Here is a 14,912-nt window from a genome sequence, read left to right as displayed (position 1 = left end):
GACGATCCGACCCGATGCTCCTTCGCCGGGGAAGCAGCATGGTTTTCGTTTACCCGAACGCCCGCTTGATCAAATCATCGGTCGAAGCATCGAAATGCTGGTTCCCGGCAATCGCCGCTTTGGCCATTTCCTTGCCCAGCTCGACCCCGAACTGATCGAACGGATTGATGCCGAGCAGCACCGCATTCACGAACACGCGATGTTCGTAGAAAGCGATCAGCGCGCCAAGGCTTCGGCCATCGAGATCGTCGATCAGGATGGTCGATGACGGGCGATCGCCCGAATAGCTGCGCGCGGGGTCCTCGACCTGCTTGCCCGCCATCAGCGCGGCGCGTTGCGCAAAGGCGTTGAGCAACAGCTGGCGGTGATGATCCTCGGCCAGCGTGTCGCCCGCCTCGATCACCGCGACGAATTCGACCGGTACGAGATGCGTGCCCTGGTGAAGCAGCTGGAACACGGCATGCTGCGCATCGGTGCCGACCCCGCCCCAGGTGATCGCCGCGCTCGGACGGTCGAGCGGCTTGCCGTCGATGGTCACGCCCTTGCCGTTCGATTCCATCTCCAGCTGCTGGAGATAGGAGGGAAGCAGCCGCAGCCGTTCGTCATAGGCGAAGGTCGCGCGCGTCTCGGCGTGGCGCACTTGCGTATAATAGAGATCGGCAAAGGCGGCGAGCGCGGGGGCATTCTCATGCAGCGCGGTCAGCCGGAAATGCCGGTCCATCTCGGCCGCGCCCTCGAGCAATTCCTCGAAACAGTCCCAGCCAAGCGCCAGCGCCGCCGGAAAGCCGATCGACGACCAGAGCGAATAACGCCCGCCGACCGATTCGCTGAACGGCAGGATACGCGTCTCGTCGACGCCCCATTCGAGCGCCTTGTCGGGATCGGCGGTCAGTGCGACGACGCGGCCATAAATGTCCTCCACGCCATGTTCGGTCATCCATTGCAGCACGCTTTGCGCGTTGAGCATGGTTTCGGTGGTGGTGAAGGTCTTCGATGCGATGACCAGCAGTGTCGCGGCGGGATCGAATTTCGCAAACGCCTCCTCCAGCGCCACGCCATCGACATTGGACACGATCGCCACGTCGTAACGGCCAGATTCGCGGCCCAGCGCGTCGACCAGCAAGTGCGGGCCAAGCGCCGATCCGCCAATGCCGACATGCAAGATGTGGCGGATCGGGCCAAGCGCCTCGCCCTCGATCGCGTCGATCAGCGCACGCATCCGGGCGTGCAGCGCACGTGCGCGCGCAACGCTCTCGGCCCGGCCCTCACCGCGTTCGGCGGTGTGTTCGGCGGCACGGCCTTCGGTGACGTTGATCTCCTCGCCGGCAAACAATGCCTCGCGCTTGCCCGCCAGGCCCTGCGCCTTGGCCAGCGCTTCGAACGCGGACACCGCCTCCGCCGTCAGGTGCGTCTTCGACCAGTCGAAATGGATGCCGGCGACATCGGCGGACAAGCGTTTCACCCGGTCGGGGTCGTCCGCAAACAGGTTCTTCAGCGGGATCGCGGGGAGCGCCTCGATCTTGGTCCAGTCGGCTGCGGGCATGAATACCTCAGGGTTCGGGTTGGCCGGTCGTGTCGATGTGGTGCGCCTTACTGGGTTCACAACCCATCCGCCAGCTTGACGCCCAGCTTGACGGCTCGCCCGCGCATGCCCAAACCGCGCCGATGGCCGATACCGACACCTTGCCCGACTCCCCAGCCCTGCCGGGGACGCCCAATCCGAAACCGGTCAAGCGCCGGTCGGAGACGGCCGATACGCTGATCTTCCTGGTGAAGCTCGCCGCGGTCGTGCTGCTGTTCCGCAGCTTCATCTTCTCGCCGTTCAGCATTCCGTCGCAATCGATGCTGCCGCGGCTGTATATCGGCGACTATCTGTTCATCTCGAAATGGAATTACGGCTATTCGCGCTATTCGCTGCCGCTCAGCCTGCCGCTGATCCCCGGGCGCATCTTCGGGCGTGATCCGACGCGCGGCGATGTCGTGGTGTTTCGCGGCCCCGCCGACCAGGATGGCCATGCCAATGACGTGATCAAGCGCGTGATCGGCCTGCCCGGCGATACCATCCAGATGCGGGCCGGCCAGGTCATTCTGAACGGCACCGCTGTCCCCAAGGAACGCGTCGCCGACTTCACCATCCCGCTCACGCCGAATTATTCGGGCCCGGAATGCCCGGCCGAATTCCAGCAGGTTGATCCCGCCGGCAAGCCGATCTGCCGCTATGAGCGCTTCCGTGAAACGCTGCCCGGCGGCAAATCCTATATGGTGCTCGATCGCGGCGAAATGCCGGTGGCCGACGAGACATCGGTCTATTCGGTCCCTGCCGGCCATGTCTTCGTGATGGGCGACAATCGCGACGATAGCGGCGACAGCCGGTTCGAGCCGCCCCAGGGCATGGGCATGGTCCCGATGGAGCGGATCGAGGGCAAGGCCGTGGTCAGCTTCTTCTCGACCGACGGTTCGGCGAATTATATCCTGCCATGGACCTGGTTCACAGCGGCGCGGTGGAGCCGCATCGGGGAAGGCTTTTGAGCGCCAGTTCCGGAGAGAGCCTCGAACGCTGGATCGTCCGGACCTTCGGCCATACCCCTGCCGACATCGCACCGTTCGAACGCGCGCTGACTCATGGCAGCCAGGCGGCGGCGAACTACGAGCGGCTTGAATTCCTCGGCGACCGCGTGCTCGGCCTGACCATGGCGGAATGGCTGTTCACGCTGTTCCCGAACGAGCCGGAAGGCGCGCTGTCGAAGCGGCTCAACGCATTGGTCACCGGCGCGGTATGCGCCGATGTCGCGCGCGGCCTGGGCGTGGCGGACCATCTGAAACTCGGCAAGCAAGCGCGCGATGACGGCGCGGCGGGCAGCGACAATGTGCTGGGCGATGTGATGGAGGCGCTGATCGGCGCGCTCTATCTCGATGGCGGGATGGAGGTCGCGCGGGCGGCGATCCGCAGCGGCTGGGGCGAGCGGGTCAAGACGCAAGGCTCGGCGCCACAGCACCCCAAGTCCGCACTGCAGGAATGGGCCGCGGCGCATAACCGGCGCACCCCGGCCTATGACGTGGTCGATCGCTCCGGCCCGCACCATGCGCCGCGCTTCACGGTGAAGGCGTCGATCGGAACCCTGGCCGAAGCAACCGCCGAGGGGAGCTCGAAGCAGGAGGCGGAAACGGCGGCGGCGGCGGCGCTGCTGGCGAAACTGGGGTGAGCGCGTGACATGCGCTTCGACAAGCTCAGCGCGAACGGATGTTGTAGTGACGACACTCTTGCCCCCGTTCGCCCTGAGCCTGTCGAAGGGCAAGAACGCAACATCGATCTGATCGCATGACCTTCTGGGCCTATCTGCTTCGCTGCTCCGATGGCAGCTACTATACCGGCCACACCGACAATCTCGAAGCGCGCATCGGCTACCACCAGAGCGGGCTGGTCGAAGGTTACACGCAAAAGCGTCGGCCCGTGACGCTTGTCTGGAGCCAGGATTTTCCCGCACGCCTGGAAGCATTGGAAGCCGAACGCCGCATCAAAGGCTGGACGCGCGCCAAGAAGGAGGCGCTGATCGCTGGCGATTGGGGCCGACTTTCTGTACTCGCACGCAATCATCAGGACGAGAGAAGCCCTTCGACAGGCTCAGGGCGAACGGAAGAGCCGGATGTGCTGGCCCCCAATCCCGTTCGCCCTGAGCCTGTCGAAGGGCCTTTCACGCGTAAGGACAGTTTATGACCACCCAAAAATGCGGCCTCGTCGCCGTCGTCGGCGCGCCGAACGCAGGCAAGTCCACTTTGGTCAATGCACTGGTCGGGCAGAAGGTCGCGATCGTCAGCCCCAAGGCGCAGACCACGCGCGTGCGGCTGATGGGTGTCGCGATCGAAGGCGAGACGCAGCTGCTGCTGGTCGACACGCCCGGCATCTTCGAACCCAAGCGCCGGCTCGACCGCGCGATGGTCGCGGCCGCCTGGGGCGGGGCCGAGGGCGCGGACGTGCTCGCGCTGGTGGTCGATGCCAAGGGCGGTCTGGGCAGCAAGGTCACCACCATCGCCGAGGCGATCGCGCATCGTAGCGAACCGAAATACCTCATCCTCAACAAGGTCGATCTCGCCGACAAGGCCAAGCTGCTGGTCCATGCCGAGAAACTCAATGCGCTGGTCCAGTTCGACGAGACCTTCTTCGTCAGCGCGACGACCGGCGACGGGCTGGCCGATCTCAAAAAGCATCTCGCCAGGGCGATGCCGGAAAGCCCGTGGCATTTCCCCGAGGATCAGGTGTCCGACGCGACCGAGCGCAGCCTGGCTTCGGAAGTGACGCGCGAACAGCTCTATCTGCAGCTTCACGCCGAACTGCCATACGCCAGCGCGGTCGAGACCGAGCAATACAAGGAGCGCGAGGACGGATCGGTCGAGATCCACCAGCAGATCCTGGTCGAGCGCCCGACCCAGCGCGCGATCATCCTCGGCAAGGGCGGCACGCGGATCAAGGAGATCGGCGCACGATCGCGGACCGAACTCGCCGCGATCATGGGCCGCCCGGTGCATCTCTACCTTCATGTGAAGGTGAAGCCGGGCTGGGACGAGGAACGCGATGTGTATCGCGACATGGGCCTCGACTGGGTGGATTGACCTGGTGCCTCCCCGGCGCGGGGAGGAATTAGGCGCTCAAAACCTCGCCCACCCATTCAGGCACCAGCACACCCGCGGCGCCCATGCGCGCTTCGTGAAAATACACGCTCCCGGCCGACGGCTCGAGATTGAGCTCCAGCGTCTGCGCGCCGTGATAGCGCGCGGTCTGCACGAACCCGGCGGCGGGATAGACCGCGCCCGATGTGCCGATCGAGACGAACAGATCGGCCCGCGACAGCGCGCGTTCGATCGCGTCCATGCGGTACGGCATCTCCCCGAAGAACACGATGTCGGGGCGGAGCGTCGTCGCGCCGCATGCCGCGCACACCGACCCGGGCGGCAGGCTGCCGCGCCACTCGGCCTGGACACCACAATCCGCGCACAGCGCCGAGTTCAGCTCGCCATGCATATGCAGCATGCGCGTCGCCCCGGCACGCTCGTGCAGATCGTCGACATTCTGCGTGACGATCAGCAGCTCCCCCGGCCATTCCCGGTCAAGCCGCGCCAGCGCATCATGCGCGGCATTAGGTATCACCGTGTCGAGCGCAGCCCGTCGTAAATCGTAGAAGCGGTGGACCAGCGCCGGATCGTGCGCGAGCGCCTGTGGCGTACAGACATCCTCGACCCGGTGCCCCTCCCACAAGCCGCCCGGCCCGCGAAAAGTGGCGATGCCGCTCTCGGCGGAAATGCCCGCGCCAGTGAGGATGACGATGTTCTGGATATCACGCATAAGGGGCGTTTAACGCAGCAGGAGCAGGTGCGGAATGGGTGGAACCCGAAAACTGGCACCAACGCGCCAAATGCGTAAGGTGATCGCGTGAGCGACCGAATAGCGCGATTCCACAAAGTTGCCGCATATGGCGCAGAACCGACGCCGACCAGGAGATTAGTGGCGGCCGCACTTGCAGGGTCTCTCTCATTCGCCCTGACCCAATTGCTTCTCGGCACGATGTTGGACGCCGGCTGGAGCGCGACCTTTTTCTCTTCCATCGCCTTTGCGGTCGCTGCGGCAGTGGCGGCGATGACGATGAAGCCCGCCAGGGCGATCGTTTACGGGTTGGTCGCCGCGATATGGCTGCTGCTGGAGATTGTGGCGACGGTGATAGGAGTTATCGCCGCAGGATTGGGATGATGACCTGTTGCGTCGCCTGGCGCTTCGGATAGCGTGGATCGATGTCGCTGTTTCCACCATCCGACGAGGGACGCGCTATCCTCGCGTTGAGCTTTGAACCGTCAGCGGATGGCTTTTTCTACTATTGCTGGCGCTGGTCGCGCGGCATTCCCGTCACAATGGAGGAACGCGAGGCCTATCTGAAGATACCCGCCTGGGGTTCGCGACGCGCCTGGAGGAAGGGGATCGCGAACCGGTCGACAGTGCCGCCTCGCCCATTCGGGCCGACGCATCAGAAACTGCTGGTGGCGATACCGGTCAGCGCGATTGTCGTAGTTCTGCTGAGCGGTCTGATATTCTCCCTGTCGGGAGCATCTGACATATCGTCGATCGGCGGCGTTGCCAGCCTGATCGCCGGCCTGGTGCTGATCTGGTTCGGTTGCCGGGTGATCCTTGCGAAGATCAGGCACGCCCGAACGGGTGCAGCCCCGTCTCCTTGATGATCATATGCGCAGGCCATGCACCGCGAAGCGCGGATAATCGACATGCATCCCATGCGCCGAAGATATAGATCAGCTTATGGCCCCGGCAGACCAAATCGAAATTCCGATGCGGATCATCATCGAACAGCCCGTCCCGGGCGTTCTCCACAGCCTGCAATCAAAGGACGACCAGCCGCTCGATCCGAAACGCTCGCACGGCGGCGAACCGCTGGCGTTCGATTTTCCGATCCGCATTGCCCCCGGCCCCCGATTTCTCGGCGATCAGGTGCGGCGTGAGGGGCCGGAGCGGCGGTTCGTCTATATCCGGATCGGGCAATCGGCTGGCGACCATGCGTCGCCCTCGTCGCGGCGGATGAAGATCGACATCCATGACCTCGAACCGGGCCTGCTCGATCGCGCGGCGGCGGGTGACGGGGTGATCGAGATAGCGGTCAATGGCACCGGCAAGGACGGCACGCCCGCTTGCGCCACCGTGCGCCCGACAGGGCGCAGGCTCGCGTAGCGCCGCTCACTCCTTCACGATCAGCCGATACCCAACCCCTGGCTCGTTGATGATCAGCCGCGGCGAGGCCGGGTCCGCCTCCAGCTTCAGGCGCAGGTTCCGCACCACGATGCGCAGATAATCGACTTGCGTCTCATGCGCCGCGCCCCACACGTCGCGGAGCAGCTGGCTATGCCCGATGATCCGCCCCGGCCGCCGGGCGAGTTCCGCCAGCACGCCATATTCCTTGGGGGAAAGATGGATCTCCTCACCGGCCCGATCGACCCGGCGCATGGCGAGGTCGATCGTGACCTCGCCCGCCTGAACCGGTGCGGGATCGGCATCGTCGCGGCGATGGTGGCGCAGCGCGGTGCGGATGCGCGCGAGCAATTCGTCGGTATCGAACGGCTTGGTCAGATAATCGTCAGCGCCAAGATCGAGCGCCGCGACCTTCTCCGCCGTATCGTCGCGCGCCGACACGACCAGCACCGCCGCGCCGCGCTTCTTCATCAGCTGGATCAGTTCGAGCCCATCGCGGTCGGGCAGGCCGAGATCGAGCAGCACCACTTCAGGCTTGTCGATGTCGAGCAGCGACAGCGCCTCGCGCGCTGTCGCTGCTTCGCCGACCTGCCATCCCGCTCGCTCCACCGCCACCCGCAACAGGCGGCGGATATGCGTGTCGTCCTCGACGACCAGGATCCTGGGCATGATCGGCATGCCTCCTTGTTAGGACGCTGCGCGCGTCCGGTCGAGCGCGCGGTTGAGCTCGAGCACATTGACGCGCGGTTCGCCGAGAAAGCCGAACAGGGGATATTCGACTCGCTCCTGCACCAGAGCGCGGAGCGCGGCAGCGTCGAGACGCCGTGCCTTCGCGACACGCGCGACCTGATAAAAAGCCGCCTCGGGGCTGATATGGGGGTCGAGCCCCGAGGCGGAGGTGGTCACCAGGTCAGGGGGAACCAAGGACCCCGGTGAAGTGCGGATGGCGGCGAGATCGGTGGCGACACGGTCGTGCAGCGCCTGCGATGCCGGGCCGAAATTGGAACCTGCCGAGGCGCTGGCGTCATAGCCCTTGCCGGCGGCGGACGGACGGCCATGGAAATAGCGCTCGCTGGCGAAACCCTGGCCGATCAACGACGATCCGATCACCTTGCCATTGTCGGTGATCAGGCTGCCATTGGCCTGGCTCGGAAAGGCCAGCTGGCCGATGCCGGTCAGCGCCAGCGGATAGGCAAGGCCAAGCAGAAGGGTGAAAGCGAGAGTCATGGCGAGCGCAGGGCGCAGCGCGGTCTTGATATCGGTGAGCATGGTTCAAATCCTCAGGCGAGGTGGAGAGCGGTGACGGCGAGATCAATCAGCTTGATGCCGATGAACGGCGCGAGCAGCCCGCCCAGGCCGTAGACGGCCAGGTTGCGCGCCAGCAGCGGCCCCGCCGGCATCGGCCGATAGGTCACGCCCTTCAGCGCGAGCGGCACAAGCAGCGGGATGATCAGCGCATTGAAGATGATCGCCGACAGGATCGCGCTTTGCGGCGTCGACAGGCCCATCACATTGAGCACGCCGAGCCCCGGATAAAGCGCCACGAACATTGCCGGGATGATCGCGAAATATTTCGCCACGTCATTGGCGACCGAGAACGTGGTCAGCGCGCCGCGCGTCATGAGCAATTGCTTGCCCAGGCCCACCACCTCGATCAGCTTGGTCGGGTCGCTGTCGAGATCGACCATATTGCCGGCCTCGCGCGCGGCCTGGGTGCCGGTGTTCATCGCCACGCCGACATCGGCCTGCGCCAGTGCGGGCGCGTCGTTGGTGCCGTCGCCGCACATCGCCACCAGCCGCCCGCCCTGCTGTTCCTTGCGGATCAGCGCGAGCTTGTCCTCCGGCGTCGCTTCGGCGAGGAAATCATCGACCCCCGCCTCGGCGGCGATCGCGGCGGCGGTCAGCGGATTGTCGCCGGTAATCATCACCGTGCGGATGCCCATCTGGCGCAGTTCGCCAAAGCGTTCGCGGATGCCCGCCTTGACCACATCCTTCAGTGCGATCGCGCCAAGCAGAACGCCGTCGCGCGACACGGCGAGCGGGGTCGCGCCGGAGCGGGCGATCTCCTCGGTCACGCGGCGCAGTTCCGCGGCGGCGGGCGTGTCGCCAAGCCCGGCATCGGCGCGCAGGATCGAATCCACCGCGCCCTTGCGCACCACGCTCTCGCCGACCTTCACGCCGGAAAAGCGCGTCTGTGCGGTGAACGGGATGATCGTCGCACCGTCGGGCAATGCATCGAGCCGCTGGGCATATTTGCCGCGCGCCAGCACCACGATCGAACGGCCTTCGGGCGTTTCGTCGGCAAAACTCGCCAGCAACGCCGCGCCGGCCAGCATATCGACGCTGGTGCCGCCGACGGGGTGAAATTCGCTCGCCTGGCGGTCGCCAATGGTGATCGTGCCGGTCTTGTCGAGCAGCAGCACGTCGATATCGCCCGCCGCCTCGACCGCGCGGCCCGACTTGGCGAGCACGTTGAAGCGCACCAACCGGTCCATCCCCGCGATACCGATCGCCGAAAGCAGGGCGGCGATGGTCGTCGGGATCAGCGTGATGAGCAACGCGGCTAGGATCGCCACTGGCACCTGGCCGCCGGCGAAACTGGCGAAGCTCGGGATCGTGCCGACCGCGATCAGGAAGATGATCGTCAACCCAACAAGCAGGATGGTCAGCGCGATCTCGTTCGGGGTCTTCTGCCGCTCGGCGCCTTCGACCAGGGCGATCATGCGATCGAGAAAACCCTGACCCGGTTCGGCGGTGACGCGGACCTTGATACTGTCGGAGATCACGCGCGTGCCCGCCGTGACGGCCGACCGGTCGCCGCCCGCCTCGCGGATCACCGGCGCGCTTTCGCCGGTGATCGCCGCTTCGTTGACTGAGGCGACGCCGAAGATCACTTCGCCATCGGCCGGGATCAGGTCGCCGGTTTCGACCAGCACCTCATCGCCCTTTTCGAGCCGGTGCGCCGCGATCAGCCCCCAGGTCTCGCCCACGCCAAGCAGGCGCTTGGCGGTCAGATCGGCCTTGGTCGCGCGGAGCGACGCGGCCTGCGCCCGGCCCCGCCCTTCGGCCAGCGCCTCGGCAAAAGTGCCGAACAGCACGGTCAGCCACAGCCAGACGATCAGCTGGATCTGGAAGAAAGTGCCAAGCGGCTCGCCGCCGAGGATCAGCAGCACGGTGAGCAAGGTCGCGACCGTGGCGGTCACGAACATCACCGGATTCTTGATCAGCGCGCGCGGATCGAGCTTCTTGAACGAGTCGCCGATCGCGGGGATCAGCAGCTTTGCGGTGAAGATCGAGGTCGGTGTGGAGGTTGATGCGGACATGATCGTCGCTTCTCTCAGGAGAGGTGGCCGCCGAGCATCGCGAGATGATCGGCAACGGGACCAAGCGCGAGGCTCGGCAGGAAGGTGAGACCGCCCAGGATCAGGATGATGCCGACAAGCAGTCCGACCCAGAGCGGCCCGGTGGTCGGGAACGATCCCGACGAAGGCGGCGTGACCTTCTTCGCAGCAAGGCTGCCGGCGATCGCCAGCATCGGCACGATCACGAAGAACCGCCCGCCCCACATCGCGATGCCCAGCATGGCGTTGTAGAAGGGCGTGCCCGCCGACAGGCCGGCAAAGGCGGAGCCGTTGTTCCCGACCGCGCTGGTGAACGCGTAGAGGATCTCCGAGAAACCATGCGGTCCCTTGGCGAGCGGCCCGGCCAGCCCGGCGGTCACCACCGAGGCGATCGAGGTGCCACCCAGGATCATCAGCGGCAGTACGGCGATCGCCAGCACCGCGAGCTTGACCTCTCGGCTCTCGATCTTCTTGCCGACATATTCCGGCGTTCGCCCGACCATCAGCCCGGCGACAAACACCGCGAGGATGGCGAAGAGCAGGAAGCCATAGATGCCCGCACCGACGCCGCCGATCACGACTTCGCCCAGCTGCATGTTGATCAGCGGGATCATCCCGCCAAGCGCGGTGAAGCTGTCATGCATCGCATTGACCGCGCCGCACGAGGCGGCGGTGGTGACGCTGGCGAACAGGGCCGACGCGGCAATGCCGAAGCGCACCTCCTTGCCCTCCAGGTTTCCGCCGGCCACGCCGAGCTGGTGCAGCACGGGGTTGCCCGCCGCTTCCTGCCAATAAGCGACCGAAGTGCCGGCCAGGAACAACAGGGTCATCGCGGCGAGGATCGCCCAGCCCTGACGCGGATTGCCGACCGCCTTGCCGAAGGTCCAGGTCAGGCCGAAGCCGATCAGGAAGATCGACAGCATCTGCACCAGATTGGTCAGCGCGGTCGGGTTCTCGAATGGATGCGCGCTATTGGCGTTGAAGAAACCGCCACCATTGGTGCCAAGCATCTTGATCGCTTCCTGGCTCGCCACCGGGCCAAGTGCGATGACTTGCTTCACGCCTTCCAGCGTGGTCGCGTCGACGCTTTGCGCCAGGGTCTGCGGCACGCCGCTGGCGATCAGGAACACGGCGTAAACGACGCAGATCGGCAGCAGCAGATAGAGCGTGACGCGCGTCATATCGGCCCAGAAATTGCCGATCGCCTTGGCTTCGCGCCGCGCAAAGCCGCGGAACAAGGCGAAGGCGAGCGCGATGCCGGTCGATGCCGAGAGAAAATTATGGATCGTCAGGCCGACCATCTGGCTGAAGTTCGACAGTGCGACTTCGCCCGAATACCATTGCCAGTTGGTGTTGGTTGTAAAGCTGACCGCGGTGTTGAACGCACCATCGGGCGCCATACCGGACAACCCGAGCGGGTTCATCGGCAGCACGCCCTGCAACCGCAGGATCGCATAGGTCAGCAGCAGCAGCGCAAGGTTGAACGCCAGCATATGCACGGCGTAGCGCCGCCAGCCTTGCTCGACCGTCGGGTCGATCCCGGCCAGCTTGTAGAAGCCGGTCTCGACCGGACCAAGCACGCGGTGCAGCACCGTGCGGCGGCCTTCATACAGCGCGAACAACCACAGCCCCATCGGCTTGGCCAGCGCCCAGAGAATGATGATGAATAGGGCGATCAGCCCCCAGCCCTGAAGCGTCATGGCGCTATCCGTTCAGAAACGCTCGGGCCGCAAAAGCACGGCCACGAGATAAAGGAGGAGACCAGCGGCGGTGACCGCGGCGAGCGTGAGGTGCAGCGTCATCGGCTCAGGCCTCGTCACACAGGCGGGCATAAGCCAAAGTCAGCGCGACCAGCCCGGCAAGCGCGCCGAGCCACAGGATATCGGTCATATGAAATGCCTTTGTTGCGGCGCGGGTCGCCGGCTCGGCAAGGCAGATAGGCGCGGGGGGCATTAAGGTGCGCGGGCGAATTCGCGACGATCGCATTAAGATTGCATATAGATTGGCGTTGCGGCGTGGTGTTGACCGCCCCACACGCCTAGCTTGTTGCTTCCAACTCATTGCGTCCCCGGCAAAAGGCCGGGGTCCCGTTGCGGAACGCCGATGAAATGAATGCTGCGCTGAATGACTCCTGCCTTCCCGACTGGATCCCGGCCTTTGCCGGGCAGGCAGAAGTGTGACACCCGACAAGCGCCCCTCCCCCGACGCGCTGCTGCGCACCGCGCGGCGCGAAGCGCGTGGCGCGCTGAAGATCTTCCTCGGCGCCGCCCCCGGGGTCGGCAAGACCTATGAAATGCTCAGCGAAGGCGCGGCACGGGCAAAGGCCGGCATCGATGCCGTCCTCGCCGTTGTCGAGACTCATGGCCGCGCCGAAACCGAAGCGCTGGTCGCGCCGCTGGAAATCATCCCGCGCCGGACGATCGACTATCGCGGCCAGCAACTGACCGAAATGGACATCGATGCGGTGCTGGAACGGCGGCCGCAACTCGCGCTGGTCGACGAACTCGCGCACAGCAATGTCGAGGGCAGCCGCCACCCGAAGCGCTGGCAGGATATCGTCGAACTGCTCGACGCCGGCATCAACGTCTACACCACGCTCAACATCCAGCACGTCGAAAGCCTCAACGACGTGGTCGCCAGCTTCACGCATGTCCGGGTGCGCGAGACCGTGCCCGACAGCGTGCTCGAGGATGCCGAAATCGAAGTGGTCGACATCCCGCCGGACGAGCTGATCGAGCGCTTGAAGGACGGCAAGGTCTATATCCCGACCGAAGCGACGCGCGCGCTCAGCCATTTCTTCTCCAAGGCCAATCTCTCGGCGCTGCGCGAAATGGCGCTGCGCCGCGCGGCGCAGAATGTCGATCGCCAGATGCTCGAGCATCTCGACGCGAGCGCGACGCCCGGCACCGTCGCGGCGGGCGAACGCGTGCTCGTCGCGCTCAACGAACTGCCCGGCGGCGAAGCGCTGGTGCGCACCACCAAGCGGCTCGCCGATGCGCTCCACGCCCCCTGGACCGCGGTGTTCATCGAAACGCCGCGCGCGGAAAGTTTCGACGCCGCGGCCAAGGCACGGCTCGCGGCGACCTTGCGGCTTGCGGCGAGTCTTGGCGCGACGATCGTCACCGTGCCCGCCGAAAGCGTGATCGCGGGGCTTCGCGCGCAAGTCGCGGCGATGCGCGCGACTCAGCTGGTGATTGGCAAGTCACGGCGCAGCTGGTGGTTCGAACTGCGCCACGGATCGGTCGTCACCACCATGTTGCGCGAAGCGGCCGGGCTGGCGGTGCATGTCATCCCGGCGATCGGAGAAGTGGCCGCGAGCCGCCCGCAGCGCGTGCGCGGCAATGACGAGGGCCCGATCGTCTATCTTTATGTCGCCGGGTTGATTGCCATCGCCACGGGGGTCGCGCGCCTTGCCCTGCCGCTGATCGGCACGGGCGCGATCGATTTGCTGTATCTGCTGCCCGTCGCGCTGTCCGCGCGGCTTTATGGCCTGAGGCCCGGCCTCGCCGCCGGGATGATGGCGGCACTGGCGTTCAACTTCTTCTTCCTGCCGCCACTCTACACCTTCACCATCGGCGAGCCGCAAAGCGTGCTGACCTTCGTCATCCTGCTCGGCATTGCCGCGTTCATCAGCCGGCTGACCGGCGACATGCGCTCGCGCGCCGCGATCGGCGTGCGCGGCGCGCGCGAGAATGCCGCGCTGGCCGGCTTCGCCCAGGCGCTGACTCGCGTGTCGGATGCGCAGCAGACCGCCGAGACGATCTGCAGCCAGGTCGCCGGCCTGCTCGACGTCAACACGGTCCTGCTCACCGAAGGCGAGGGCGCGCTGGCGATCGTCGCGACCAGCCCGTCCGAGATCGAGTTGACGCCGGTCGATCGCGCAGCGGCCGAATGGGCCCTGAAGCGCGGCGAGACCGCCGGCTATGGTACCGCGACGCTGAGCGGGTCGGACTGGCAATTCCATCCGCTCAAAACGTCGCTTGGCGTGCTCGCGGTGCTCGGCATCGCACGCGGCGACGGGGGAGAACCGGTGCCGTCCGATCGGGCGGTGCTGCTCTCGACCCTGATCGGGCAAGCCTCGCTCGCGCAGGAGCGGCTGCGGCTTGAGACCGAAACCCGCCAGCTTTCGGTGCTTGAGGAGCGCGACCGGCTGCGCGTCGCGCTGCTGTCCTCGATCGGCCACGATCTGCGCACCCCGCTGACCTCGGTCCGCGCCGCGATCGAGACGATCGCGGCCGAGCATCCGACATCGCCCGCGACACCCGTCGCGCGCAGCGCGGTCGACCGGCTGCAGCGTTTCCTCGACAATCTCCTGTCGATGCTGCGGCTCGATTCAGGGGCACTGACTCCCGCGAGTGAAGCGGTCGACCTGACCGATGCGGTCGGCAGCGCGGTCGCCGATCTGCGCGACTTGCTTGGCGGCAAGCACATCGACTTGCGCGTACCGGCCAATCTGCCGCTGGTCCGCGCCGATCCGGTGCTGCTGCATCATGTGCTGATCAATCTGCTGGCCAATTCGGTGCAGCATGGCGGCGCCGACGGCATCGTCACGATCGAGGGCAGCCGCACCGCGAACGGCATCACGCTGACCATCCGCGACGACGGGCCGGGCCTCGATCCGGCGAGCGAGGACCGCATCTTCGACATGTTCGCCAGCGGCACCGGCACTGACCGGTCCGGCGGCAGCGGGCTGGGCCTGGCGATCGTCAAGGGCTTTGCCGATGCGATGAAGATCAAGGTGAGCGCGGGAACCCACCCCGATGGCGGCGCCGCCTTCTCGCTGATGTTCACCGATCTGGTCGAGATCGACGAGAGCTGAGATCGGCCGG

The 14,912-nt window shown here is 65.8% G+C and carries 16 protein-coding genes; 8 read left to right on the top strand and 8 right to left on the bottom strand.

Translation table 11 applies throughout. The features are described from left to right. Positions 1 to 49: 49 nt before the first annotated feature. Positions 50 to 1,543, bottom strand: a complete 1,494-nt coding sequence (gene pgi, locus OO12_RS13765; RefSeq protein ID WP_034159285.1) for a glucose-6-phosphate isomerase — start codon at positions 1,541 to 1,543, stop codon at positions 50 to 52. Positions 1,544 to 1,665: 122 nt separating this feature from the next. Here pgi and lepB point away from each other — a divergent pair, with 122 nt between their 5' ends. The 4 genes from lepB (at position 1,666) to era (ending at position 4,608) form a co-directional block, all read left to right on the top strand. Continuing rightward, the gene (lepB, locus tag OO12_RS13760) at positions 1,666 to 2,529 is read left to right on the top strand and encodes a signal peptidase I (RefSeq protein WP_034159312.1); all 864 of its coding nucleotides are present in this window, start codon (positions 1,666 to 1,668) and stop codon (positions 2,527 to 2,529) included. Further along, positions 2,478 to 3,203 carry a ribonuclease III gene (gene rnc / locus OO12_RS13755; RefSeq protein ID WP_082006529.1) on the top strand — a complete coding sequence of 242 codons (726 nt, stop codon included), beginning with the start codon at positions 2,478 to 2,480 and terminating at the stop codon, positions 3,201 to 3,203. Before lepB ends, rnc begins: the two co-directional genes overlap by 52 nt. 116 nt (positions 3,204 to 3,319) lie before the next feature. Further along, positions 3,320 to 3,715, top strand: coding sequence for a GIY-YIG nuclease family protein (locus tag OO12_RS13750; RefSeq protein ID WP_052215874.1), 396 nt, complete (start codon positions 3,320 to 3,322; stop codon positions 3,713 to 3,715). After that, positions 3,712 to 4,608, top strand: coding sequence for a GTPase Era (gene era / locus OO12_RS13745; protein ID WP_034159283.1), 897 nt, complete (start codon positions 3,712 to 3,714; stop codon positions 4,606 to 4,608). The genes OO12_RS13750 and era overlap by 4 nt, the downstream gene beginning before the upstream one ends. A gap of 28 nt (positions 4,609 to 4,636) precedes the next feature. Here era and OO12_RS13740 read toward each other — a convergent pair whose 3' ends face one another. Further along, positions 4,637 to 5,338, bottom strand: coding sequence for an NAD-dependent deacylase (locus tag OO12_RS13740; RefSeq protein ID WP_034159282.1), 702 nt, complete (start codon positions 5,336 to 5,338; stop codon positions 4,637 to 4,639). Positions 5,339 to 5,497: 159 nt separating this feature from the next. Between OO12_RS13740 and OO12_RS13735 the strand changes: the two genes are divergently transcribed. The 3 genes from OO12_RS13735 (at position 5,498) to OO12_RS13725 (ending at position 6,724) form a co-directional block, all read left to right on the top strand. Continuing rightward, the gene (locus OO12_RS13735; protein WP_152616430.1) at positions 5,498 to 5,740 is read left to right on the top strand and encodes a hypothetical protein; all 243 of its coding nucleotides are present in this window, start codon (positions 5,498 to 5,500) and stop codon (positions 5,738 to 5,740) included. A gap of 41 nt (positions 5,741 to 5,781) precedes the next feature. Beyond that, on the top strand, positions 5,782 to 6,219 hold the full coding sequence (locus OO12_RS13730) for a hypothetical protein (protein WP_034159280.1): 438 nt from the start codon (positions 5,782 to 5,784) through the stop codon (positions 6,217 to 6,219). A 79-nt stretch (positions 6,220 to 6,298) separates the two neighbouring features. Then, positions 6,299 to 6,724, top strand: coding sequence for a DUF5990 family protein (locus tag OO12_RS13725; protein WP_034159279.1), 426 nt, complete (start codon positions 6,299 to 6,301; stop codon positions 6,722 to 6,724). 6 nt (positions 6,725 to 6,730) lie between these two features. Here the strand turns inward: OO12_RS13725 and OO12_RS13720 are convergent, their stop codons facing one another. The 6 genes from OO12_RS13720 to OO12_RS28605 are packed head-to-tail and all read right to left on the bottom strand — an operon-like array spanning position 6,731 to position 12,036. Next, the gene (locus OO12_RS13720) at positions 6,731 to 7,420 is read right to left on the bottom strand and encodes a response regulator (protein WP_200887466.1); all 690 of its coding nucleotides are present in this window, start codon (positions 7,418 to 7,420) and stop codon (positions 6,731 to 6,733) included. Positions 7,421 to 7,429: 9 nt separating this feature from the next. Further along, entirely contained in the window at positions 7,430 to 8,011 is a 582-nt protein-coding gene (gene kdpC, locus OO12_RS13715) for a potassium-transporting ATPase subunit KdpC (protein ID WP_034159278.1), read from the bottom strand. Between the two features lie 11 nt (positions 8,012 to 8,022). Further along, positions 8,023 to 10,065 (bottom strand): potassium-transporting ATPase subunit KdpB, encoded by a 2,043-nt coding sequence (gene kdpB / locus OO12_RS13710; protein ID WP_034159277.1) that lies wholly within the window; start codon positions 10,063 to 10,065, stop codon positions 8,023 to 8,025. Between the two features lie 14 nt (positions 10,066 to 10,079). Further along, a complete protein-coding gene (gene kdpA / locus OO12_RS13705; protein WP_034159276.1) occupies positions 10,080 to 11,783 on the bottom strand; it encodes a potassium-transporting ATPase subunit KdpA in 1,704 nt (567 codons plus the stop codon). A 12-nt stretch (positions 11,784 to 11,795) separates the two neighbouring features. Continuing rightward, positions 11,796 to 11,885, bottom strand: a complete 90-nt coding sequence (gene kdpF / locus OO12_RS13700; RefSeq protein ID WP_034159275.1) for a K(+)-transporting ATPase subunit F — start codon at positions 11,883 to 11,885, stop codon at positions 11,796 to 11,798. 4 nt (positions 11,886 to 11,889) lie between these two features. After that, positions 11,890 to 12,036, bottom strand: coding sequence for a hypothetical protein (locus OO12_RS28605; RefSeq protein ID WP_160296812.1), 147 nt, complete (start codon positions 12,034 to 12,036; stop codon positions 11,890 to 11,892). 223 nt (positions 12,037 to 12,259) lie between these two features. Here OO12_RS28605 and OO12_RS13695 point away from each other — a divergent pair, with 223 nt between their 5' ends. Continuing rightward, on the top strand, positions 12,260 to 14,902 hold the full coding sequence (locus OO12_RS13695; protein ID WP_034159274.1) for a sensor histidine kinase: 2,643 nt from the start codon (positions 12,260 to 12,262) through the stop codon (positions 14,900 to 14,902). Positions 14,903 to 14,912: the final 10 nt, after the last annotated feature.

Origin of the sequence: Sphingomonas sp. ERG5 (assembly GCF_000803065.1) — a bacterium.
Lineage (GTDB): Bacteria > Pseudomonadota > Alphaproteobacteria > Sphingomonadales > Sphingomonadaceae > Sphingomonas.
This window is presented reverse-complemented; position numbering and strand designations above follow the sequence as displayed.